The sequence below is a fragment of the Rhodococcus sp. SJ-3 genome (genome assembly GCF_051918125.1).
GTDB lineage: Bacteria > Actinomycetota > Actinomycetes > Mycobacteriales > Mycobacteriaceae > Rhodococcus.
The window spans coordinates 3,382,343-3,403,728 of sequence record NZ_CM123306.1 but is presented as its reverse complement, the minus strand read 5'-3'; the positions used below and the strand labels follow the sequence as shown (position 1 = coordinate 3,403,728).

The 21,386-nt window shown below is 64.0% G+C and carries 20 protein-coding genes; 4 read left to right on the top strand and 16 right to left on the bottom strand.

The window, feature by feature from the left end; genetic code table 11:
* Window positions 1-7: 7 nt before the first annotated feature.
* The 6 genes from ACTDXD_RS15745 to ACTDXD_RS15720 form a co-directional block, all read right to left on the bottom strand.
* Window positions 8-895, bottom strand: a complete 888-nt coding sequence (locus tag ACTDXD_RS15745) for an ATP-binding cassette domain-containing protein (RefSeq protein WP_440123255.1) — start codon at window positions 893-895, stop codon at window positions 8-10.
* On the bottom strand, window positions 888-1,910 hold the full coding sequence (locus tag ACTDXD_RS15740; RefSeq protein ID WP_440123254.1) for an ABC transporter ATP-binding protein: 1,023 nt from the start codon (window positions 1,908-1,910) through the stop codon (window positions 888-890). The genes ACTDXD_RS15745 and ACTDXD_RS15740 overlap by 8 nt, the downstream gene beginning before the upstream one ends.
* A complete protein-coding gene (locus ACTDXD_RS15735) occupies window positions 1,907-2,797 on the bottom strand; it encodes an ABC transporter permease (RefSeq protein WP_440123253.1) in 891 nt (296 codons plus the stop codon). The genes ACTDXD_RS15740 and ACTDXD_RS15735 overlap by 4 nt, the downstream gene beginning before the upstream one ends.
* Window positions 2,794-3,729, bottom strand: coding sequence for an ABC transporter permease (locus ACTDXD_RS15730; RefSeq protein ID WP_440123252.1), 936 nt, complete (start codon window positions 3,727-3,729; stop codon window positions 2,794-2,796). The genes ACTDXD_RS15735 and ACTDXD_RS15730 overlap by 4 nt, the downstream gene beginning before the upstream one ends.
* Window positions 3,730-3,992: 263 nt before the next feature.
* Window positions 3,993-4,424 (bottom strand): Zn-ribbon domain-containing OB-fold protein, encoded by a 432-nt coding sequence (locus ACTDXD_RS15725; protein ID WP_440123251.1) that lies wholly within the window; start codon window positions 4,422-4,424, stop codon window positions 3,993-3,995.
* Window positions 4,421-5,632: a thiolase C-terminal domain-containing protein gene (locus tag ACTDXD_RS15720; RefSeq protein ID WP_440123250.1), complete on the bottom strand. Its 1,212-nt coding sequence runs from the start codon at window positions 5,630-5,632 to the stop codon at window positions 4,421-4,423. The genes ACTDXD_RS15725 and ACTDXD_RS15720 overlap by 4 nt, the downstream gene beginning before the upstream one ends.
* 229 nt (window positions 5,633-5,861) lie before the next feature.
* On the opposite strand from ACTDXD_RS15720, the gene ACTDXD_RS15715 reads away from it, so the two are divergent.
* Window positions 5,862-6,662: a FadR/GntR family transcriptional regulator gene (locus ACTDXD_RS15715; RefSeq protein ID WP_440123249.1), complete on the top strand. Its 801-nt coding sequence runs from the start codon at window positions 5,862-5,864 to the stop codon at window positions 6,660-6,662.
* Between the two features lie 75 nt (window positions 6,663-6,737).
* Here ACTDXD_RS15715 and ACTDXD_RS15710 read toward each other — a convergent pair whose 3' ends face one another.
* Together ACTDXD_RS15710 and ACTDXD_RS15705 are read right to left on the bottom strand one after the other, a co-directional pair.
* Complete coding sequence (locus ACTDXD_RS15710) at window positions 6,738-7,481, bottom strand: enoyl-CoA hydratase/isomerase family protein (RefSeq protein ID WP_440123248.1); 744 nt, start codon at window positions 7,479-7,481, stop codon at window positions 6,738-6,740.
* 101 nt (window positions 7,482-7,582) lie between these two features.
* A complete protein-coding gene (locus ACTDXD_RS15705; RefSeq protein WP_440123247.1) occupies window positions 7,583-8,863 on the bottom strand; it encodes an FAS1-like dehydratase domain-containing protein in 1,281 nt (426 codons plus the stop codon).
* Between the two features lie 186 nt (window positions 8,864-9,049).
* Between ACTDXD_RS15705 and ACTDXD_RS15700 the strand changes: the two genes are divergently transcribed.
* Window positions 9,050-9,853, top strand: a complete 804-nt coding sequence (locus tag ACTDXD_RS15700) for a FadR/GntR family transcriptional regulator (RefSeq protein ID WP_440123246.1) — start codon at window positions 9,050-9,052, stop codon at window positions 9,851-9,853.
* A 50-nt stretch (window positions 9,854-9,903) separates the two neighbouring features.
* Here the strand turns inward: ACTDXD_RS15700 and ACTDXD_RS15695 are convergent, their stop codons facing one another.
* Entirely contained in the window at window positions 9,904-11,415 is a 1,512-nt protein-coding gene (locus ACTDXD_RS15695) for a class I adenylate-forming enzyme family protein (RefSeq protein ID WP_440123245.1), read from the bottom strand.
* A 41-nt stretch (window positions 11,416-11,456) separates the two neighbouring features.
* Window positions 11,457-11,765 carry a hypothetical protein gene (locus ACTDXD_RS15690; protein ID WP_440123244.1) on the bottom strand — a complete coding sequence of 103 codons (309 nt, stop codon included), beginning with the start codon at window positions 11,763-11,765 and terminating at the stop codon, window positions 11,457-11,459.
* 224 nt (window positions 11,766-11,989) lie between these two features.
* Here ACTDXD_RS15690 and ACTDXD_RS15685 point away from each other — a divergent pair, with 224 nt between their 5' ends.
* Together ACTDXD_RS15685 and ACTDXD_RS15680 are read left to right on the top strand one after the other, a co-directional pair.
* Window positions 11,990-12,748 carry an SDR family NAD(P)-dependent oxidoreductase gene (locus ACTDXD_RS15685; RefSeq protein ID WP_440123243.1) on the top strand — a complete coding sequence of 253 codons (759 nt, stop codon included), beginning with the start codon at window positions 11,990-11,992 and terminating at the stop codon, window positions 12,746-12,748.
* Window positions 12,749-12,791: 43 nt separating this feature from the next.
* Window positions 12,792-14,957, top strand: coding sequence for an acyl-CoA dehydrogenase (locus tag ACTDXD_RS15680; protein ID WP_440123242.1), 2,166 nt, complete (start codon window positions 12,792-12,794; stop codon window positions 14,955-14,957).
* A gap of 79 nt (window positions 14,958-15,036) precedes the next feature.
* Here ACTDXD_RS15680 and ACTDXD_RS15675 read toward each other — a convergent pair whose 3' ends face one another.
* The 6 genes from ACTDXD_RS15675 to ACTDXD_RS15650 all read right to left on the bottom strand — a co-directional run bounded on the left by ACTDXD_RS15675 (window position 15,037) and on the right by ACTDXD_RS15650 (window position 21,290).
* Complete coding sequence (locus ACTDXD_RS15675) at window positions 15,037-15,702, bottom strand: TetR/AcrR family transcriptional regulator (protein WP_440123241.1); 666 nt, start codon at window positions 15,700-15,702, stop codon at window positions 15,037-15,039.
* Between the two features lie 43 nt (window positions 15,703-15,745).
* Complete coding sequence (locus ACTDXD_RS15670; protein ID WP_440123240.1) at window positions 15,746-16,726, bottom strand: NADPH:quinone oxidoreductase family protein; 981 nt, start codon at window positions 16,724-16,726, stop codon at window positions 15,746-15,748.
* 56 nt (window positions 16,727-16,782) lie between these two features.
* Window positions 16,783-17,529 (bottom strand): SDR family NAD(P)-dependent oxidoreductase, encoded by a 747-nt coding sequence (locus ACTDXD_RS15665; protein ID WP_440123239.1) that lies wholly within the window; start codon window positions 17,527-17,529, stop codon window positions 16,783-16,785.
* Complete coding sequence (locus ACTDXD_RS15660; protein WP_440123238.1) at window positions 17,526-18,830, bottom strand: acyl-CoA dehydrogenase family protein; 1,305 nt, start codon at window positions 18,828-18,830, stop codon at window positions 17,526-17,528. Before ACTDXD_RS15660 ends, ACTDXD_RS15665 begins: the two co-directional genes overlap by 4 nt.
* Window positions 18,831-18,887: 57 nt before the next feature.
* Entirely contained in the window at window positions 18,888-19,913 is a 1,026-nt protein-coding gene (locus ACTDXD_RS15655) for a phosphotransferase family protein (RefSeq protein ID WP_440123237.1), read from the bottom strand.
* A 219-nt stretch (window positions 19,914-20,132) separates the two neighbouring features.
* Window positions 20,133-21,290 carry an acyl-CoA dehydrogenase family protein gene (locus ACTDXD_RS15650; protein WP_440123236.1) on the bottom strand — a complete coding sequence of 386 codons (1,158 nt, stop codon included), beginning with the start codon at window positions 21,288-21,290 and terminating at the stop codon, window positions 20,133-20,135.
* Window positions 21,291-21,386 lie beyond the last annotated feature (96 nt).

Below are 21,386 nucleotides of genomic sequence, written 5' to 3'. Positions count from 1 at the left end.
CGGACCCCTATCCTGCAATTCGCGCGATGGGTGCGGGCCGGAACGTACGCTGGCTCGGATGCGCAGCCGGGATGGCCGACAGCAGCGTTCGGGTGTACTCGTTCGCCGAGTCCGAGAACAATGCGGCCGCCTCGTCGCACTCGACGATCTCGCCACGCTTCATGACCGCGATACGATCGGCGATGACTCGCACCAGCGACATGTCATGCGAAATGAACAGGTACGCGAGATTACGTTCGGCCTGCAGTTCGCGCAGCAGATTGATGACATGTGATCGGATGGACATGTCCAACGCTGCAACGGGTTCGTCGCAGACGACGACCTCCGGGTCGGTCACCAACGCACGCGCAATGGCTACACGCTGAAGCTGTCCCCCCGACATTTCGTAGGGAAACCGCTCGAGGTGATGCGCGGTCAGACCGACGCGATCGAGCAACGCCGCGATACGCTTGTCGCGGTCCGACGAGCTGTACCCCCCTTGCGAGAGCATGGGCTCGGCGATCGAGTACTTGATCTGGGCACGGGGGTTCAGCGACTTGAACGGATCCTGGAAGATCATCGTCGCCCGGCCCCGGACCTTGCGCAGATCCGTGCGTCCCATCGCGGTGATGTCGTCGCCGAGCACCTTGATCGAACCCTTGTCGGGTTCGATCAGACGCAATGCCAGTCGCCCGACGGTCGACTTCCCGGCACCGGACTCGCCGACCAACGCGAGCGTCTCACCGCTGCGCACCTCGAGGCTCACACCTCGCACAGCGTCGACAGTCTCGGTCACGCGACCGAGCAGATTTCGCTTGGCCGGGTACGACTTCGTCAAGCCCTCGATAGCAAGAGCCACTTCGCCGGCGTTCTTCCGAAGGTCGGCGTGTGCGCCGGCCGCGGTCGTGTCAGTCATAGAAAGCGTCCTCCAGCGAGATCTCGTCGGTGCGGACGCAACGCACGAGATGATCGGTTCCGATGGTCGACAACGGCATGAAGCCCTCGGTGCACTTGTCCTGGGCGTAGGGGCAGCGCGGCGCGAACCGGCACGAATCGACGAACTCGTGCGGAGGTGGCACACGGCCCGGGATCACGCCCATCTTCTCGGCATGTCGTACCGGATCGGGCATCGCGTGCAGAAGACCCGCGGTGTAGGGGTGGCGCGGATTGTCGAAGAGCTCGAGAATGGGCGCGTCCTCGACGATCCGGCCCGCGTACATCACCGCAGCCCGGTCGCATACTTCCGCAACGACACTCAGGTCGTGGGTGATGAGCAGGACACCGAGCCCGAGTTCGAGCTGCAGTTCGTGGATCAGGCCGAGCACCTGCCGCTGCACGGTCACGTCCAGGGCGGTGGTGGGCTCATCGGCGATCAGAACGTCCGGATCACACGACAGTGCCATCGCGAGCATCACACGCTGGCACATACCCCCGCTGAACTGGTGCGGGTAGGCATGCGCTCGCTTTGCCGGATCGGGGATGCCGACGCGGTCGAACAATTCGATTGCGCGGGCCCACGCGTCTTTCCGCGAGCACTTGCGGTGCCTGCGGACGGCCTCGGCAACCTGGTCGCCGACTGTGAAGGCAGGGTTGAGACTGCGCCGTGGCTCCTGGAAGATCATCGCGACCTCGGCACCGCGAACGTCGTCGAGCTGTTTCTCCGGCAGCGTGTTCAAGTCGCGGTCGTTGACGACGATGGAACCGGAGATGCGTGCGTTCCGCGCCAGCAGGTGCATGATCGCGAGCGAAGTGACCGTCTTGCCCGAGCCCGATTCTCCGACCAGTCCGACGGTTTCGCCCTTGCGGACGCTGAGTCCGACGTTGTCGACGATCCTCGTCCACCCATGATCGGGTGTCTTGAAGTCGACGCACAGGTCTTCGACCCGAAGGACGGTGTCCTGCTCGAGTGCCTTCTCAGTGGTCATTGTCATGCCTTGCTCCCGCCCTGGCTGCCGACTGCATCCCGCAGGCTGTCACCGAACAGGGACAGCAGCAGAATCGAAACAACGATCATCACGCTGGAAGGAATGATGGTCCAGCCGTTGATCGCGAGATTGTCGAAGCCTTCCTTGACCATCGAACCCCAACTCGCGGTCGGCGGTTGCACACCGAGGCCGAGGAAGCTCAGGCCCGATTCCGCGACGATGGCGACGGATGCGCCGAAGGAGATCTGGATGAGCAACGGGGAAACGATATTCGGCGCCACATGGCGCGCCACGATCCTGATCGGGCCTGCGCCACCGGAACGGGCAGCTTCGACGTAGTCCTCGCTGATGATCTCCCGTGTACTGACCCGGACCAACCGGAAGAACCGTGGAGCAAGCAGCACACCGATTGCAATCATCGCGTTCGTCAGGCTCGGCCCGAGAGCACCGACGATCGCGACCGCGAACAGCAGCGGCGGCAAGGACATCAGCACATCGGAGACTCGGCTGGTGAACGAGTCCAGGGCGCCGCCGAAATAGCCGGCCATCAGACCCAGGCTCGCACCCGCGACGATACCGATACCCACCGCGAGCGCAGCTGCAGCAAGATCGACACCGGTGGCGACCATGAGGCGGCTGAGGATGTCACGGCCGACAGCGTCGGTGCCGAGCCAGTACTCCGCACTGGGGCTTTCCAGCCGGTTCAACAGATCCTGGGCCGACGGATCCTTCGGCGTCCAGAACTGTGCCAGAACACCGATGAACACGAAGAACATCAGGCCGACGAGACAGAACATGCCGAGACGGTCCTGCAGTAGCCGCTTCATCGTCCGGCCGGGGGTATACGAGAACAGCGTCTTGGCGCTTTTCGCGTTCGTCACTGTGGTGGTCATTGGTTTCGAATCCTCGGGTTCAGGTAGCCGTACGAGATGTCGACGAGCAGGGTGACGAGCAGGACGATCACGCCGCTGACGAGAACAACGCCCTGCATGGTGGGGATGTCACGGTTGATGACGGCGGTGACGCCGAGCTGACCGAAACCCTGGATGTTGAAGATCGCCTCGATGATGACGGCTGCACCAACGACGCGGCCGACGTTGAGGCCGAGCATGGTGATGTAGGGAACCGACGCGTTCTTCGCCGCGTGTTTGCACACCAGCGTCAGTTTGCTCAGTCCCTTGGCTCGTGCGGTGCGGATGTAGTCCTGCTCGAGGGCTTCGATCATGGAGCCGCGCGCCTGTCGTGTGAGTTCGGCGAGGCTGATGGTGGCGACGGCGATGGCGGGGAGCGTGGCGTACATCAGCCATTCCCCCAGTCCGTCACTCATCGGTGCGTAGCCGGTGGGCGGGAAGATCTGCAGGCCGCCGAGGGCGAACCACTTCACGAGGATCGCGGCGAGCACGAACGGCGGAATGGCAAGCAGGAAGACCGAACTACCGGTCAGGAGCCGGTCGTACAGGCTGTCTCGCTTGACTGCTGCGAGCATGCCGAGCGGGATGCTCAGGATGACGACCATAAGCATCGCAAACAAGCCGATGGACAGGGTCCTCGGAAGGCGTCGGGCAATAACCTCGGTGACGGGCTCGTTGGTGGCGAAGGACGTACCAAGGTCTCCATGAAGTGCGTTCCACACGTAGGACAGGTACTGCTGCCACACGGGCTGGTCGAGTCCGAGCCGCTGACGGACCGCTTCGATCGCTTCGGGTGAGGCATCGGCGCCGGCGATGATCGCGGCGGGGTCGCCCGGTGCGATTTCGACGAGCAGAAACACGATGACCGTCAGGATCAGAAGCATCGGCACGACCGTCAGCAGTCGTGATGCCATGAACCGCAACATGGAAAGTCCTTCGTTCGGCTGGTGCGCGGCGTGGGCGCATCACTCGGTTTCGAACCGAGCCGGAAAGTTGCGGCCGGGTGTGTACACGACCACGGCCTGCATACATTGTGAAGTGCACCACTTAGGTTGTCAACACCACTTAGTTAACCAAGTTGTGAAATTCCGCGACTCGGCGCAGTACGGAAGCGGCCTGTGCTGCGTACGCCGAAGCATCCGCAGCACAGGCCGCTTACTGCTACCTGTTGTGGGATTCAGTCCTGCACGGGACGGAATACGGGCAGTTTCCACCCCTCGGTGATCGGAGAGAACCGCACTTCGACCTCCATACCGATCTCGACCTCGTCGGGATCGATGTCGACGACGTTCGTGACCAAGCGGGCCGGGGAGGCACCGTCGAGGTCGATCACCGCACCGACGACGGTGATGTCGGGCAGGCCCGGGAAACCGTGCACGACCGCGAAGCTGTAGACCGTGCCCCGCCCCGACAACTCCGGCCACTTCTTCTCCGTGGACTGGCATTCGGGGCAGAACGGGGTGGGAGGCATCCGGAAGTGTCCGCACTCGGCGCATTGGCACGCAACGAGACGCTCTTCCTTGGCGGCTTGCCAGAAAGGCTCGGTGTGCGGATCTGTCGTGATCCTGACGGTGTCGCCGGGCAGCGGCGTAGCTACGATGTCGCTCATGCCGCACGTCCCAGGATCAGGCCGCTGACGGGCAGCGACGCGGGGCCGCCGGTCGCAAGCGCGAACTCGGCATCCTTGACCTGGTTGATCGCAGTGCCTCGCATCTGCTCCACCGCCTCCATGATGTGTGTCATTCCGATGATGTAGGCCTCGGACAGCTGACCACCGTGTGTATTCACCGGGATCGAACCGCCGTCGTACCGGATGGCGCCGCTCTCGACGAATGCGCCGCCTTCGCCGCGCTCACAGAAGCCGTAGTCCTCGAGCTGCATGAGCACCATGGGCGTGAAGTGATCGTAGAGCAGCGCGACGTCGATGTCCTTGGCGGACAGGCCGGACTGTTCGTACAGCCGCTTCGCGATCGGTGCGTTACCGGCCGAGGCGAAGTACTCATCGGGCATGCCGTACCATGCGAACGCACGACCCCATTCACGACGACCACCGTGCGCGACCGCCACGACCGGCACGGGCGTCTGACGGAGATCCTTCGCACGCTCCGCGCTCGTCGTGATCACCGCGACCGCACCCTCGGTCTCGAGACAGAAATCGTACAGGCACAACGGGTCTGCAATCATGCGGCCATTGAAGTAGTCCTCTTTGGTCAGAGGGTTCTTCTGGATCGCCTTGGGACGATTGAGTGCATTCTGCCGCTCGGAGATGGCGATCTCGGCGAAGGCATCGCGAGTGGTGCCGTACAGGTGCATGTGACGACGTGCGAGTACGGACATCAAGTGCCCCGGCCCTGCAAGACCGGACGGCTGCAGGAACGAGTTGGTCGGATTGGGCGCCGACGCTGCGAACACCGTGCCCAGTCGCTGCTTCTCCTGCTGCAATGCCATCACGGTGACGACCGTCGTCGCGTCGCCCGCCACGATCGCGGCACGCGCCAGGCCGATCGAGCCGGCGGCTCCGCCGCCGCCGGAGGTCAGCGACGCGGTGAAGGTGACCTCGGGAATACCGAGGGTCTCCATGAAGTCGGCAGTATCCATCTTGTCGCCGTACCCGGCGCCCGCGCCGGAGTAGTAGGCGAAACCGTCGATGTCCTTCACCGAGATTCCGGCGTCCTCGCACGCCGCAAGGATTGCCTTACCGGCAAGTTCCGTAATCGTCTGGGGCGCGGATCCTCCGCGCTTGTAATAGGGGGTGGCGCCGACACCGACAATGGCGACATCCCGCAGTCCGTTACTCAAGACAGCTTCTCCGTTCATAATTCCGGTCGGCCGAGGAACCACTGGCGAACACCCGACGGTGTCCGCGTGGAGCCCGTACCGGCTTCACGCGCACGTCACGGTGAAATGCACAAATGACATGTATCACATAGTAAGCTATGAAAGGTCAGGACTCCAGCGCCAGTCGACATTCGACCCATCGTCCTGCCTACATCGACTTGTCCGAGCGAGCCCACTGCGACTCCCTCACCCCATCCCGGAGGTAATCGTGGCCGAAGAATCGTTCGCACCGATTTTCGACTCGCTGGGCGCCACGTCGTCGCGACCGATTCGTACCCCGAAGACGGCCGAACTGGTGGCATTGAGATTGAGGCGCATGATCGTCGACCGCGAACTGGCCGACGGAGACCGGCTACCGCACGAGGTCGAACTCATGGAGCACTTCTCCGTGAGCAGACCGACACTGCGCGAGGCCGTTCGCGTACTCGAGGCCGAACGGCTCGTCGAAGTGCGGCGCGGTTCTCGCTCCGGTGCGCGGGTATGTGTACCCGGCCCGGAAATCGTAGCTCGGCCGGCATCGCTGCTCCTCGAGCTGTCCGGCGCCACTGTCGCCGACGTACTCGTCGCCCGGGAGGCGATCGAACCCCATGCCGCGCGGTTGCTGGCACTGACGGGAAGCGACACCGAGTTCGACGAACTCGAGCGCATGATCGACGAAGATATCCCTGCCTCCTACCACGCAGACAAGCTATCCGCGGGAGCCGCAGCGTTTCACCTCCGGCTGGTGCAACTGTGTGACAACATCACTCTCGCACTACTCGCCGGCATGATGCACGAAATCTCCGAACGTCACATGGAGACTGTCACTGTGCAGAAGAGCCTCGAAGACCGTGAAAGGTACGAGGCGAGTTATCGGCTGCTGGTCCGATCGTGCCGCCGCCTGGTAAAGCTTCTACGTTCCGGTGACGCCGACAACGCCTACGACCACTGGCAACAGCATGTGATGATTTCTCGGGACTCTTTGCTCGTCGGCCACGAGTCGACTCAGGTCCGCGACATCCTGAACTGACGGTGGGCGCCCACACACTTATGCGACCGGCCGCCATCGTCGTACGAGGCGGCCGGTCACATAAGCACTGGTAACTCAGGATTTTCCGAGCAACCGGTGCGTGAGTTCACGGAACTCGGATGAGCACAGAAGGTGTCCCTGACGCGCGCCCGCCTCATCGAAGTTCTCCTCGGCGGGCCAGGCCGCCCTCCGCGCAAGCGCGGCATAGTCGCCGAGCACGCGGCGATCGATGTACGACAGCGCCTCGACACGGGCGAGCGCGGCAGACAGCGCGTCCGGCTCTCCGGCTTCCGCAAGGCCCAGTTCCACCGCACGGTTCGCCGTGATCCGTTCCTGTTCCGCGAGCAACCGCCACAGCAGGTCCGGCGCGATGCGATGCAGCAGTGCCACCCCTCCGGTCCCCGCGATCAGGCCGGCCCGGGCCCATCCCTGCATAAGAAATCCCTTGGGACCGACGAACCGCATGTCGCACGCGAGCGCGAGGTCCATCCCCAGGCCGACGGCTGGGCCGTCTACGGCCGCAATCGTCGGGATCGGCGAGTCGCGTAGCGCGCGCACCATTCCCTGCACACGGCGGTAGATGGTCTGGTGGATCTCCTCGGGCGTCAACGTCCTGCCCAGCTCCGCGAAGTACGGCAGGTCGCCGCCCGCGGAGAATGTGCCCTCCCCCGTCAGGACCAGCACCCTGGCATCCGGCTCGGATCCGGCAGCGGTGATGGCGTCGGACACGATGTCCGCGTCGTCTGCCGACAGGGCATTGCGCTTGTCCGTCCAACGCAATGTGACGATCACTGCGCCGTCACGGAGTTCGGTGGTCACCGGCATGGCATCCTCGTTCGTTTCAGTGTGGGTAACGAAATGGAAGAACCCGCCGGGTGGTGTGAAGGACGCATCCCGGCGGGTCCGATCAGGTGAAGCGATCAGGCCTGGACGGCGCGGCGCTTCTCCGCACGCAGTTCACCGCTGCGCTTGAGCATCTTCGCAGCGACCCGCTCGAACTCGACCGGTGCGGTCGGCAGGACAGCCAAGCCGGTTTCGCGGCTCGGAAGCGAAATGGTGGCGGTGGCCGGGCAAGTGACTTCACCACGCTGGCTGGTGCCGCGCAGTTCGACGTCGACGAGGTAGCGATCTCCCTCGACGCGCTTGCCGACGACCTCACCGGTGAAGGTGTGGGTGTCACCCTCGTAGTTGAACTTGCGCATCTGGCTGGACATGGACTCGACCCAACCCTCGTCGCCGATCCAGTCGGTGAGGAAGTGCGAGAGCCAGCAATCGCGCATCATGCCGTAGTCATACGCCGCCGGCAGGCCGATCGAGCGCGCGTACTCGCTGTCCCAGTGGATACGCTGAGCCACGTCCGGGACGCCCTGCTCGTTCGGGATGTAGAACGCGGCGATGCGCTGACGATTCTTGTATGCCAGACGGCTGGACGTCGGCGTGTACGGCGCGAAACCGTAACCACCCGAATGGAACACAACCATGTCTGTGGTAGTCAGCGGGCCCTTCGCCATCGTGCCGAGGGTGTCACCGACCGCGACATCCTCGAAGTAGCGAGTATTCGCGCCGCGAATCTGCTCGGCCGCGTAGATCTCGTCGATCTTCGCAATCTCGTCGGCGGTGTAGGAGGCAGGCTCGATTGCGTCGTACTTCTTGCGCTTCTTCGACTCGTGGCGCTCGGTGTGGATCGTGATCACACGTTGGGTCTGAACGACTTCGGCGCGCTGGTTGAACTGCACATGGATGCGCGTGACGATCAGTGAGCGGCCCGCGAACTCGGACTGCTTCTCTTCGACCTTCTCGAATCCCTGGAACGAATACAGGGTGTCGCCGTCGTAAACCGGGCGGTACCAGTCGGTAGTGGTACCCGAGACGAACACATGGATGCCACGGAACGAAGGACGACGCTGATCCTTCGGCACCGGATCCGCAAGCAGATCCTTGGTGAGCGCGATGTTGATCATCGGCGGCGCGATCTGACCACCCCAGCGCGTATCGAGACCGTACTCCTCGTCGACGAACAGTGGATTGTCGTCACCGTAGCTACGCGCAAAATTGCGCATGATGTCCGGCGTCGCGCGCGTGTACTGCTCGCGCTGCGTGACGGCGTGATAAACACCGACGAGATCCTTCGCCTTCTGAACATCCTCCTCGCGGAAGGTGTAGATCTCGGGCTTTGCTTCCGTTGTCTCCGACGTGCTCATGGAGTACCTCCGTGGGTCGATGGGGCGCCGTGACCGTGGCCGGCGCTTCGAAGCGGCTGAGTGGGCGGGCGCGGTTGTCCATCTCGCCGGTCCCCTCCCACAGTAAGTGTACTTAGTCATAGATGTAAAGCCATTTAGGTCGGATACTCGGACAATCTTCGAGGACGAGGACGTAACCTCTGGGTCATGAGCAATCGAGAAGCCGCGTCCCTCGGCGCAACGTCGGGGTCTGTGCGCATCCCGAAAACTGCCGAACTCGTCGCCGACCGCCTCCGCACCGAAATCGTGCGCGGTCAGCTGAAGGAAGGCGACACTCTCCCACCGGAAACCACGCTCATGGAAGAATTCGGGGTTTCCCGTCCCACGCTGCGAGAGGCATACCGGCTACTCGAAGCCGAATCGCTCATTCAACTCAAGCGCGGTGCGCGCGGCGGAGCCGTCGTATCCGTCCCCGACATCTCCGTCGCGGCGCGGTATGTCGGCCTCATCCTGCAGATGAGCGGCACGACTCTCGACGAAATCCATACGGCTCGCATAATTTTCGAGCCTGCTTGTGCGCGGCTGTTCACCGAGCGTCGCACCGACAACGATCTCGATGACCTACGCGCGTGCATCGATCGGATGCGCGACGTCACCGAGGAAGACCTGAAATCGAACGGAGCGCCGGAAATGTGGGCCGAGCTCACCGGCAGTTTCCAATCCATCATCACTGAGCGGTGCGGCAACAACGCCCTCAGCGTCCAGGCCGGCGTGCTGCGCGACATCGTCAGGACGCATCAGAAGTCCGCCCTGGATCGTGGAAGCCGGCGCGAGGGCACGTGGCCGGCCTATCGCCGCAATCTTCGGTCGTACGAGAAGTTCGTCGGCATCGTCGCGATCGGCGACGGGGCGGCAGCCGAAGAACATTGGGCCGCGCACCTACGTTCGGTCGGGAAGATCTTGTTCGGTCGCGGGGCAGGCAGAACATCGATCGTCGAACTGTTCGGCTGAAATGCATCGGTCCGGCCGGCGTGAGCCGACCGGACCGATGCATGTGATCGTCATACCTTCGCGGACTGCTCCCGCTGGACGAGACGGTCCACCACGTGCCTGCGGACCAGCTTGCCGGTCTCGGTGCGGGGCAGTTCGTCCCAGTACACAATACGTTCGGGGGTCTTACTGCTCCGCAGGGCATCTCGCACAAACGCACGCAGATCATCGCCATCGACGGAAACTCCGGGCCGTAGGACAACTGCCGCCTCGATGCGCTGGCCCCACTCCTCGTCGGGAACACCGACGACGGCAACGTCCACAACGTCCGGATGCCGCAGGATTACGTCCTCGATTTCGGCAGGTGCAATGTTCTCGGCGCCCCGGATGATCGTGTCGTCCACACGACCACCCACGAAGAGGAAACCTTCTTCGTCCACGTACCCCTTGTCGCGGGTATCGAAGAATCCGCGCTCGTCGACCATGCGGCCGATACCTGCGTATTCAGCGGACACCTGGTCGCCACGGACGCAGATACGTCCCATCGCACCCGGCTCGAGCACACTGTCGTCGAAGTCACGGATCTCGAGGTCGATACCAGGCACCACTTGCCCGACAGAGCCGAGCCGCGCGCGGACCGACTCGTCATCGCTCGCGAGCGCCGCCCGATGGTCGTCGGGCCCGAGAACCGCAATAGTGGAACTGGTTTCGGTCAGGCCATAGGCGTTGACAAATCCGGCGCCGGGCCATATTTGCAGGGCGCGCTCGATGACCTTCGCGGGCATGGGAGCACCCCCGTACGCCAAGCCTCGAAGGCTCGGCACACTCTTGTCCGCATCGGACTCCACGATGCGCGCGAGCATCGTGGGTACGACGAGTGCGTTGGTGATCTCTTCACGGCGAACCGTGTCGAGCCACTGCTGCGGAGTGAACTGCTCGAGCACCATGGTGCGCCGCCCCGCGTAGAGGTTCGTGATCACGTTCGCGACCGCCGCGATGTGGTACGGCGGAACGCTGACGAGCGCTGCATCGGTCTCTTCGGCCGACGCGAACTCCACCGATCCGAACACATACGACGTGAGGTTCTCATGGCGAAGCAGGACGCCCTTCGGCGCCGAGGTGGTTCCCGAGGTGTAGATCACGACAGCAGGCGCGTCGGTGTCGACAGCATCGTCCTCGTCGAGCTCGATGTTCGCCGAGGACGCGAGGTTCTGAAGCCATGCCTGAGGCGAGAACACCTTCAGACCTGCCCGCTCGAGGGCGTCCGACTGCGCTTGGTCGGCAATGCCGAGTGCGCGCGGGTGGTTCGCGAGCAGACCGTCGAGCTGTTCGCGCCCCAGCCGGTAGTTGACCGGAACAAGTGGGACACCAGCGCGCGCTGCCGAGAACATGGCCACGGGAAACGCAGGGCCGTTGACAGCGAGATACACGACGGAGTCGGCCCCCGCTTCACGGATCGCGGCGGCACCGGCGACCGACAGTTCCTGCAGTCGTGCCGCCGAGATACCGAGGTCACGGCTTCCGACCACGGTACGGTCGCCGAAGCCGTCGACCGCCATGTCCAGCAACATCGTCAGATTCATTCGTCACTCCGCTCGAGGAATCGATTTACCGATACCGGGTATCAGTCCGAGGAAGGCAGCGGCTTGGCCGCCTTGAGGGGCAACGCGCGGCCGTCGACTTCGAGTCGGCCCGAGCCGGGCTTGGTGCACAGGATTTCGATTCCGGCCTCGTCGTCTGCATAGCGCTTGCCCAGTTCGGCGCCACCGACGTGCGCGGGATCGATCGACGCGCCATCCCCCTGTCCCTTCTTGCCGACGACCATGTCGACTCCACCGCAGGTCAACGACACGTCCACCTTGGGCGCGCGGACCACGATCACAGTGGTGGTGTCGACGGAACTGGCCAACGACTGACCGACCTTGAGAATCACGATTCCTCCATTTGAACAATTCTGCACTCGGGCCATTCTGCGGCTCCGGCGATGTCACCTCGGTGACCGGCCGCTACCGACATTGTCAGAGTAGCGCTCGTCACATAGTTTAGATAGTACTATAAGTGACCTAACATACGACCGAGTCGGTACGCGAAGATCCAGTGATCCGCCAACCTTCACGTAACGACCCGGACCGGACATACCGAACACCAGGAGTCTGCATGAATATCAGCGGAAAGAAAGCCGTCGTCGTCGGAGGCGCCTCCGGAATGGGCAAGGCCACCGCGGAGGCGCTCGCCGCACAGGGCGCCCAGGTTGCGATCCTCGATCGTGAGGGCAGCAACGGCAAGGAGGTCGCCAGCGCGATCGGCGGCACGTTCTACCCGGCCGACATCACCGACTTCACCGGTGTCGAGGAGACGCTTGCTGCGGCCGTCACCGACCTCGGTGGCCTCCACGTCATCGTCACCACCGCGGGCGGCGGCACGGCCAAGAAGACCCTCGGTCGCGGCGGCCCGCACGACCTCGAGACGTTCCGCCAGGTCGTCGACCTGAACCTGATCGCCACATTCAACCTCAACCGGCTCGCCGCAGCCCACATCGCGAACAACGAGCCCGAGGACGCCGAGCGCGGCGTCATCATCAACACCTCGTCGATCGCAGCGTTCGAAGGCCAGATCGGGCAGGTCGCCTACTCCGCTGCAAAGGCCGGCATCGCCGGTATGGCCCTGACCATGGCCCGCGATCTCGGGCCGCAGGGCATCCGCGTGCTCGCCATCGCCCCGAGCCTGTTCGCCACCGGCGCCACCGCAGCCTTCACCGATGAGCAGGTCGCACCCCTCGTCGAGGACGCTGCATTCCCCAAGCGCATGGGCCGACCCGAAGAATATGCGAAACTCGCCCTCGCGATCGTCGACAACGCCATGCTCAACGGGCAGTGCCTGCGCCTCGATGCCGGTCAGCGGTTCGCTCCGCGCTGATCGAGACCAGCACTCGACGACCACTCACCTAGGAAGAGCCCTCATGCCACTCGCGATCACCGACGACCACCGCGATATCGCGGATGCGGTCCGGTCGTTCCTCACGGGCCACGATGCCGCGACGCTCGCGCGACGCGTTGTCGACGACCCGAACACCGATGCAACTTCACTGTGGAAGCAGCTCGCCGAACTCGGCTGGCTCGGTCTGCACCTTCCTTCCCGCTTCGGTGGCGAGGACGTAGGCCTGCCGGAAGTCGCGATCGTCGCCGAAGAACTCGGCCGACTGCTGGTTCCCGTCCCGTTCCTGGCATCTGTCGCGACCTCCGCGGCACTTGCCGCCGCCGGAGACGACGACCAGCAGTCCCGGTGGCTGCCCGGTTTCGCCGACGGCTCGACCGTTGCCGGACTCGGCATCGCCGGATCGCTCGCTGTATCCAGCACGGGCCTTTCCGACATCACGGTCTCCGGTGATGCCGGCCTCGTCGTGGGCGCCCTCAATGCAAGCGTGCTCGCGCTCGTCGTCGGTGACGACCTCGTGCTCGTCTCCCCCGACGACGCTGCCGTCACCGTCGTTCCGACTCCTGATTTCGAGCCGACGCTGAGTCTGGCGCACGTGCTTCTGGACAACGCGCCGACGCTGGCCGTCGTGAGTGGCGCCGCGAGCCACGTCCGTCACATCGCCCGGGCCCTCGCCACGGCCGAAGCGGCCGGCGGGGCTCGCGCGACGCTCGACGCCGCCCTCGACTACGCGAAAGTGCGCGAGCAGTTCGGGCGTGCCATCGGCTCGTTCCAGGCGATCAAGCACCACCTCGCGAACATGCTCGCAACGAGTGAACTCACGGTCGCGGTCGCGTGGGATGCCGCCCGTGCCGGAACGGAAGGCGAGCAGGCCGTCCTCGCGCTGGATGTCGCTCGCGCGCTCGCGTTCGATTCCTATGTGGCCAACGCAGAGAAGAGCATCCAGATCCACGGTGGCATCGGATTCACCTGGGAGCACGACTGCCACCTGTTCCTTCGCCGTGCGCAGGCGCTGCGAGCACTGTTCGGCGATCCCGTGGGCGCGCTCGATTCGATCGTAGCGTCGGGTGCCGCCGGGGTGCGCCGCCACTACGCGGTGGATCTGCCCCCCGAGGCCGAAGCTTTCCGCACCCAGGCCCAGCAGTTCGTACAGCAGTACGAGGCCGCATCGGAAGCCGATCGCCGCGCGCTGCTCGTGGACTCCGGCTATCTCATGCCGCACTGGTCGAAGCCGTACGGCCGCGCCGCGTCCCCCGTCGAACAACTCGTCATCGACGAGGAGTTCGCGGGTATCGATCTTCCCAACCTGGGCATCGGTGCGTGGATCCTGCTCACCCTCACCCAGCACGGCAATGCCGAGCAGATCGAACGGTGGATCCGTCCGGGCCTGATGGGCGATCTCGTGTGGTGCCAGCTGTTCTCCGAGCCCGGCGCAGGTTCGGACGCCGCCGCCGTGTCGACGCGCGCCGTGAAAGTCGACGGCGGCTGGCGGATCACCGGGCAGAAGGTGTGGACGTCCAATGCGCAGAACTGCAACCGCGGACTGGCAACAGTCCGCACCAACCGCGACGTTCCGAAACACAAGGGCATCACGGCTGTGGTCGTCGACCTGCACGCGCCCGGCGTGACGGTGCGGCCGCTGCGTGAGATCACGGGTGAGGCCGTCTTCAACGAGGTCTTCTTCGACGACGTCTTCGTTTCCGACGAGGACGTGGTGGGAGCGGTCGACAACGGATGGGCGGTCGCGCGGGCGACGCTCGGCAACGAGCGGGTCTCCATTGGTGGCGGCAAGACCGGGGGGGACGAGCGGTCTGCCTATAGGCTGCTCGACGTCGCTGCGAAGTACGCGGCGGGTGACGTCACGACCACCCGCGCCGTTGCCGAGCTCGTCGCACGCGAGCAGGCGATGGATGTTCTCAATGTCCGGAACGTCGTGCGGGCCGTGGTGGGTGGAGAACCCGGCCCGGAGGGCAGTATCAGCAAGATGCTCGTCGCCGAGCATTCGCAGCACGTCGGCGAGCTGGCGCTGCGCATCGCGGGGTCCGCAGTGGTGGTCGGGGACGAGCCGCAACTTGCGTACAACTACCTGATGTCTCGGGCCATGACCATCGCCGGCGGCACGTCCGAGGTCAACCGCAATGTCATCGCCGAGCGGATACTGGGACTGCCGCGCGAACACATCGCGAACTAGAAACTCGTCGATATCGGGCGCCGGACAGGTGACGAGACCTGTCCGGCGCCCGGTGTCGTTGTCGACCGCAGTGGTCGGACTACGCCGGAGGACTTCCGAGCCCGGCGAGGCAGAAGCGCAGAAGCGCCTCCCGATCACCGGCCGTCGGCTGCTGACCGGTGTCCATATAGTGTGACGCGGTGCCGGTGACGAGGTTGTCGACGAACAACGCCTGCCGATCGGGATCGGCGACACCGGCCTCCGTCAGAATGGACAGCAACAGCGCGCGGATACGTTCTCGGCCCACCGGCTCGATCTCGGTTTTTTCCCTGGCGATCTGGGATACGTTCCACTGAATGACGGCGCTCAGATCGGCCAGTCGCGGGTCTTCGATCTGAGCGACAATTCCGTCGATCCACGCTTCGAGTTTGTCCTGCCACGAGGACTTCTTGTGCACGCGGTGACGAAGGTAGTTGTAGACCGTCAGCATGCCCTGTTCGTAGGTGGCGACGACGACGTCGTCGCGGCTACGGAAGTGCCGATAGAACGCCTGGTTGGTGATGCCGGCCTCGCGGACGATTTCACTGACCTTCGGAACCTCGGTGCAGCCATTGCGAAGCATCACCTCGGAAGTCGCCCGGATCAGGGCTCGGACCTCGGCGTCATACGCTTCTTGGCGGGCTGGGTGGGCGGCGCGACGTAGTTGGCGGCCCCCGGAGATCACCAGGATGTCCGTGTCGAACGAATCGGCAGGAGATGAGGACACAGCCGACTTTCACCTCCATACGATGCAGAATGCGGTTCTGAGATTAGCACGCACCGTCGAGCGCGATAACAACCTTTCCGACCGCAGTCCGGTCATTCAAGCTCGTCAGCGCTCTGGCGACGTCGTCCAGGCCGAACACCTGCGACACCAGTGGCGTCATCCCCTCCGACACGAGCGCCGCAAGGACCTGCTGTGCACGAGCCGGCGCGTCGGGGTGCCGTTGCGCCAGGGTGCGCAGCTCGACGCCTCGAATCGTAAGATCCTTCAACAGAACAAGATTCAAGGGTATTCGTGGAATCTTGCCGGTCGCGTACCCCACTGTGACGAACGTGCCGCCAGGAGCCAATGCCCGCAGCGCCGGCTCCGCATACGCACCGCCGACCGGATCGATCACCACCTGCGCGCCACCACCTGCGATCTCTTTGATGCGCGTCTTGAGATCTTCCGAATCATAGGAAACGCCGGCGTCCGCGCCGAGTGTCGACACCGCCGCCAGTCGCTCCTCCGATGATGCACAGGCAATCACCCTGGCGCCGAGCCTGCTCGCCACGTCGATCGCTGCCGTACCCACTCCGCCGGCGGCGCCCAACACAACCACCCAGTCGTCGGCGCGCATTCCACCGAAGGTCACCAGGGCGTGATAGGCCGTGGTGTAGGTCACGCGGAACGCCGCTGCAGAAGCCCAGTCGAGACCGTCGGGTTTGGGACTGAGCACACCTGCGGGAACACAGATCAGTTCCGCGAAAGCTCCGGTCATCGCCGAACCCATGACGGCGTCGCCCGGCGCGACCGACCGGACGTCCGCTCCCACCGACCGCACGACTCCGGCGAACTCACTACCCGGAGTGAACGGCGTGGGAACGGACACCTGGTACTTGTCGGCGACGGTCAGGACGTCTGGAAAATTGACTGCCGCCGCGCGGATCTCGACCAGCACCTCACCCGGCCCCGGAATCGGATCCGGCACGTCGCGCACCGTCACCACATCCGGTGAGCCGTACCTGTCACATCGTGCTGCCCGCATGTGCTGCGCGTCTCCTGAGACTCGAGATTGTCGGTGCACCGGTAATTCTCGGTGCGTCAGTACAGTCCACCATCCACACGCACGAATGACGATGTGGTGTAACTCGAAGCAGGACTCGCCAGATACAGAGCGGTGGTGACGATCTCCTCCGGGTTACCCGGCCGACCGACCGCACTGCGGGTGGAACGGCGTGATTCCTCGGGCCACGCATCGGAAATATCGGTCAGGAACGGGCCCGCAGAGATCGTGTTGACCCTGACCTTGGGACCGAACTCACGCGCGAACACACCGGTCAGCGCATTCAGAGCCGCCTTCGCTCCGGCATAGGGCCCGAACTTCGGGGCGGGGAAGATCGCGCCGGACGACGACACATTGATTATCGAGCCGCCGTCGCCTTCCGCCATCCGTTCACCGATCTGGGCGCTGAGCCGGAACGGACCCTTGAAGTTCACGTCGATGACCTTGTCGAACAACATCTCGGTCGTCTCGGCCGACGACGGCGCCACCGGCGACATGCCCGCGTTGTTGACGAGAATGTCGACCTTGCCGAAGGTCTCGTAGGCAGACTCGATCAGCGCATCGATGTCACTCCATTTTCCGACGTGGCACGCGACGGGCAGCGCCTTGCGTCCGAGTGCCTCGACTTCCTGTGCCAGCTCGGTGCACGCGTCGATCTTGCGGCTGGTGATCACCACGTCGGCTCCGGCGCGCGCGAAGGCCAGGACCATTTGACGCCCGAGTCCGCGGCTGCCTCCGGTCACCAGTGCGACCTTGCCTGTGAGGTCGAACAAGTTGTCGGTCATGCGATTCCGTACTCCTCGAGAACATCGGCGTACTTCGCCTTGGCGGCAACGAGCCGGGTGGGGATGTGCTCGGACGGGAACAAGGTCGGAGTGGGCTCGTAGTTTTTCAGCACGCCGCGGGCAACGGCGACCTTGTGCACCTCGGTCGGTCCGTCGGCAAGGCCGAGCGACAAGCAACCGGCCCACATCTCGTGCAGCGGGAGTTCGACGGTGACACCGAGCGAACCGTGCACCTGGATAGCCCGATGAACGATGTCGTGGTAGATCTTCGCCATCGCCACCTTGCACATCGCGATGTGGGTGCGAGCAGCACCGTGCGGCTGGGTGTCGATGATCCACGCGGTCTTCAGAACGAGTAGCCGGAATTGTTCGAGTTCGATGGCCGAATCCGCGATGAACTGCTGAACGAGCTGCTTTTTCGCAAGAGTCTCTCCTTGCGTGGTTCGCGACAGTGCTCGCTCGGCCATCATGTCGAAGGCGCGCTGGCATTTGCCGACGGTGCGCATCGCATGGTGCACTCGCCCGCCTCCGAGTCGGGCCTGCGCAACCTCGAATCCCTGTCCCGGGCCGCCGAGGATGGCATCTGCCGGGACACGCACGTCGTTGTAGCGGATGTAGGCGTGGGTGCCCTCGTCGAGTTCCTCGCGATCACCCATCACAGCGACGTTGCGGATGATCTCGATACCGGGCGTTTCGGCGGGCACGACGAACATCGACATCCGTCGGTACGGCGAGGCATCGGAGTCGGTGACCGCCATGACGATCAAGAACGACGCGTACCGCGCGTTCGACGAGAACCACTTCTCACCGCTGATCACCCATTCGTCGCCGTCCTTGCGCGCCGAGCAGATGAACTCCTTGGGGTCTGCACCCGCCTGGGGTTCGGTCATCGAGAAAGTCGAGACGATGTCGCCATCCAGCAGCGGCTGCAGGTAGCGGGCCTTCTGCTCATCAGTGCCGAACATCGCGAGGATCTCGGCGTTTCCGGTGTCCGGTGCCGCGGTGCCGAAGACGGTCGGTGCCCACATCGAGCGCCCGAGGATCTCGTTCAGCAGGCCGAGCTTGAGCTGGCCGTATCCCTGGCCACCGAGCTCGGGTCCGAGGTGGCACGCCCACAGGCCCTGTTCCTTGACGCGTTCCTGCAGCGGCTTCAGGATCGCGCGTACCGCCTTGTTCTCCGTGTTGTACGGCTGGCCGAGGTGCGGAAAGAGCAGATCGAGCGGCTCGCATTCCTCACGGACGAAGGTCTCGACCCAGTCGAGCTTCTCCTGAAATTCCGGATCGGTCTGGAAATCCCACATAGTCGTTCCTTACGTGAAGTTCGTGGTGCGGGCTGGTGTGGCGTGCCGGTCCGGTTCTCAACCGCCGACGAGAGCGAGCGCCTCGCGGAGGAGCTCCGGCAGTGCCGGCTCCATCCGTGCGAAGGAGGGGTTCATCGTGTTGTGCTTGCGCGCACGCTTGATCAGCAGCGCTGTCGCGGCAGCTTCCTTGTAACGCGTGAGAGCGTCGAACCATTCGAGATCGGGAACTTTCGCACCGAACGACTCTTCGTATTCCCTGACGACCTCGGCGATCGTCGGCGCGCCACAGGGCTCGTCGTTGGGACGTGCCGGATGCCGGGCTTCATCGGTGAAATACGTCAGCCATGTCAGATCGATGCGGGGATCACCCACCGACCAGATTTCCCAGTCGATGATCGAGGTGACTCTTGTGCCGTCACAGAGTGTGTTCCCGAGACGGAAGTCTCCGTGATTCACGACGGGAGCCATCGGCTTCGGGATCGTCGCGTGCAGCGCCTTCGCGCATCTCTCGTAGTCGCCGCTCAGATCCTCGGGAACAGTCGTGAATGCCTTTGTCCATCGATCGATCTCGTCTTCGATCGTCACTACCGGTTCGTCGCCGAGACCTACCTCTGCAGGGACGACCCGGTGCAGATTGCCGAGCATGCGGGAGGCATCGAGGAACCGCATCCTCGTCTGCTCCTGAAGCGCGTCACCGCGCTCGTCGGCGAGGAGAGGCTCGACGCATTCTCCCGCCACGAACGCCATGGCCACGAACGGCGGCGCCTCTTTCGATTGCCCCGGGCCAGAAAAGTAGACTTCCGGCACCTTGACCCCGTGTGCACCGTGTAGTGCATTCATCAGGCGTCCCTGCCGCAACACGTCGCGGTTACGGACGGGTTCGAGCCCGGGAGGTGCGACCTTGAGGACCACCTGCTGCTCACCCGCAGCCGACGAGGCGTCGGCGATGAAGGTGAGGCTCGAAGAACCGCCTGCCAGTGGACGTACGTCTGTGACAGTGAGGTTTTCACGCCATTCTTGTCCGGCACGCACGGCGCGCACGGCCAGGTCGGCACGAAAGTGTTCGTCGTCGATGAGCGTCACGCGATGGGACCCTTCCGCTGGGGACTTCCCGGCAAGATTCTGCTCGGGCACACAATCAGATTGTCATTCTGAGAACAGTATTCTGACTTCTGGGGCCGCTGTCAACCTCGGCCCCCGACATGACGAAAGGGTGCCTGCTGGGCACAGTCCACAGCAATGACAAAGCAGGGAAGGGAGCTATCCCATTCCCTGCCATGTCCAGCGCATACGCGTATCGGGTCAGGCCGGCCGCGCCGCGATGTCTCGGCCGATGATCTCCTTCATCACCTCGGTAGTGCCGCCGTAGAGTGTTTGGACACGGCTGTCGACGAACGCGCGTCCGATGGGGTACTCCATCATGAATCCGTAGCCGCCGTGCAATTGGACGCACCTGTCTACGACGCGTTTCTGCAGTTCACTGGCCCACCACTTGGCTTTCGCGGCATCGACGGCAGTCAGTTCGCCGGCATTGAGCGCGAGGACGCACTGGTCGATGTGCGATTGGGTCACCTCGATCTCGGTGAGCATCTCGGCGAGCACGAAGCGGGTGTTCTGGAGGTCTCCGACGGGCTTGCCGAACGCCTTGCGCTCGAACACGTACTCACGCGTCCACTCGTAGGCGGCGCGCGCTGCGGCGATCGCGGCGACTGCGATGGAGATGCGTTCGAGGGGAAGGTGTTCCATCAAATGGACGAACCCCTTGCCCTCAGTGCCGAGCAGGTTCGCGTCAGGCACCCGCACATCCTCGAAGGCGAGTTCCGCGGTGTCCTGCGCCGCGAGACCGACCTTGTGCAGCTTGCGCCCCCGACTGAAGCCGGGCATGTCGCGCTCGACGACCAACAGAGAGAAACCGCGGGAACCGGCGTCCGGATCGGTGCGGACCACGACGATCACCACGTCGGAATGGATACCGTTGGTGATGAACGTCTTCTGCCCATTGAGGACCCAGTGGTCGCCATCTCGGACCGCACTGGTCTTTATGCCCTGCAGATCCGAACCCGTGCCGGGTTCGGTCATGGCGATGGCGCCGATGAGGTCACCGGCAGCCATGCGTGGCAACCAACGCCGTTGCTGCTCATCCGTTCCCAAGTCGATGATGTACGGCAGTGCAACATCGTCCTGCAGGCTGATTCCCGATCCGAAGGAGGTCGTGCCGGTGCGGGCGATCTCCTCGGCGGTGATACAGCGGAATCGGTAATCCGAGACACCCGAACCACCGAACCTCTCCGGCACAGCCAGGCCGACGATGCCGGATTTCCCGGCCGCAAGCCAGGCGGAACGGTCGACCAGCCGGTCGTCCTCCCATCGTTCGTAGTGTGGCTCGACCTCGCGAGCCAGGAACTCGCGGACCGTGTGACGGTACGCTTCGTGATCGCTTTCGAAGAATGTGCGCTGCATGGGTGAACTTTCGAGAGGATGTGTGGATCGAATGACGGCGGAAGAGCACGGCAGTGCGCGTCGCCCTTGTCGTACGTCGACGGCAGCGCGGGAACG

What these genes read in the sequence shown, in the direction of transcription:
- ACTDXD_RS15720 (WP_440123250.1), bottom strand. Translation starts at nt 5,632, where the DNA reads ATGAACGGAGAAGCTGTCTTGAGTAACGGACTGCGGGATGTCGCCATT.
- ACTDXD_RS15685 (WP_440123243.1), top strand. Translation starts at nt 11,990, where the DNA reads ATGAATATCAGCGGAAAGAAAGCCGTCGTCGTCGGAGGCGCCTCCGGA.
- ACTDXD_RS15705 (WP_440123247.1), bottom strand. Translation starts at nt 8,863, where the DNA reads ATGAGCACGTCGGAGACAACGGAAGCAAAGCCCGAGATCTACACCTTC.
- ACTDXD_RS15700 (WP_440123246.1), top strand. Translation starts at nt 9,050, where the DNA reads ATGAGCAATCGAGAAGCCGCGTCCCTCGGCGCAACGTCGGGGTCTGTG.
- ACTDXD_RS15735 (WP_440123253.1), bottom strand. Translation starts at nt 2,797, where the DNA reads ATGACCACCACAGTGACGAACGCGAAAAGCGCCAAGACGCTGTTCTCG.
- ACTDXD_RS15660 (WP_440123238.1), bottom strand. Translation starts at nt 18,830, where the DNA reads ATGTGGGATTTCCAGACCGATCCGGAATTTCAGGAGAAGCTCGACTGG.
- ACTDXD_RS15725 (WP_440123251.1), bottom strand. Translation starts at nt 4,424, where the DNA reads ATGAGCGACATCGTAGCTACGCCGCTGCCCGGCGACACCGTCAGGATC.
- ACTDXD_RS15665 (WP_440123239.1), bottom strand. Translation starts at nt 17,529, where the DNA reads ATGACCGACAACTTGTTCGACCTCACAGGCAAGGTCGCACTGGTGACC.
- ACTDXD_RS15650 (WP_440123236.1), bottom strand. Translation starts at nt 21,290, where the DNA reads ATGCAGCGCACATTCTTCGAAAGCGATCACGAAGCGTACCGTCACACG.
- ACTDXD_RS15730 (WP_440123252.1), bottom strand. Translation starts at nt 3,729, where the DNA reads ATGGCATCACGACTGCTGACGGTCGTGCCGATGCTTCTGATCCTGACG.
- ACTDXD_RS15740 (WP_440123254.1), bottom strand. Translation starts at nt 1,910, where the DNA reads ATGACAATGACCACTGAGAAGGCACTCGAGCAGGACACCGTCCTTCGG.
- ACTDXD_RS15670 (WP_440123240.1), bottom strand. Translation starts at nt 16,726, where the DNA reads ATGCGGGCAGCACGATGTGACAGGTACGGCTCACCGGATGTGGTGACG.
- ACTDXD_RS15695 (WP_440123245.1), bottom strand. Translation starts at nt 11,415, where the DNA reads ATGAATCTGACGATGTTGCTGGACATGGCGGTCGACGGCTTCGGCGAC.
- ACTDXD_RS15745 (WP_440123255.1), bottom strand. Translation starts at nt 895, where the DNA reads ATGACTGACACGACCGCGGCCGGCGCACACGCCGACCTTCGGAAGAAC.
- ACTDXD_RS15680 (WP_440123242.1), top strand. Translation starts at nt 12,792, where the DNA reads ATGCCACTCGCGATCACCGACGACCACCGCGATATCGCGGATGCGGTC.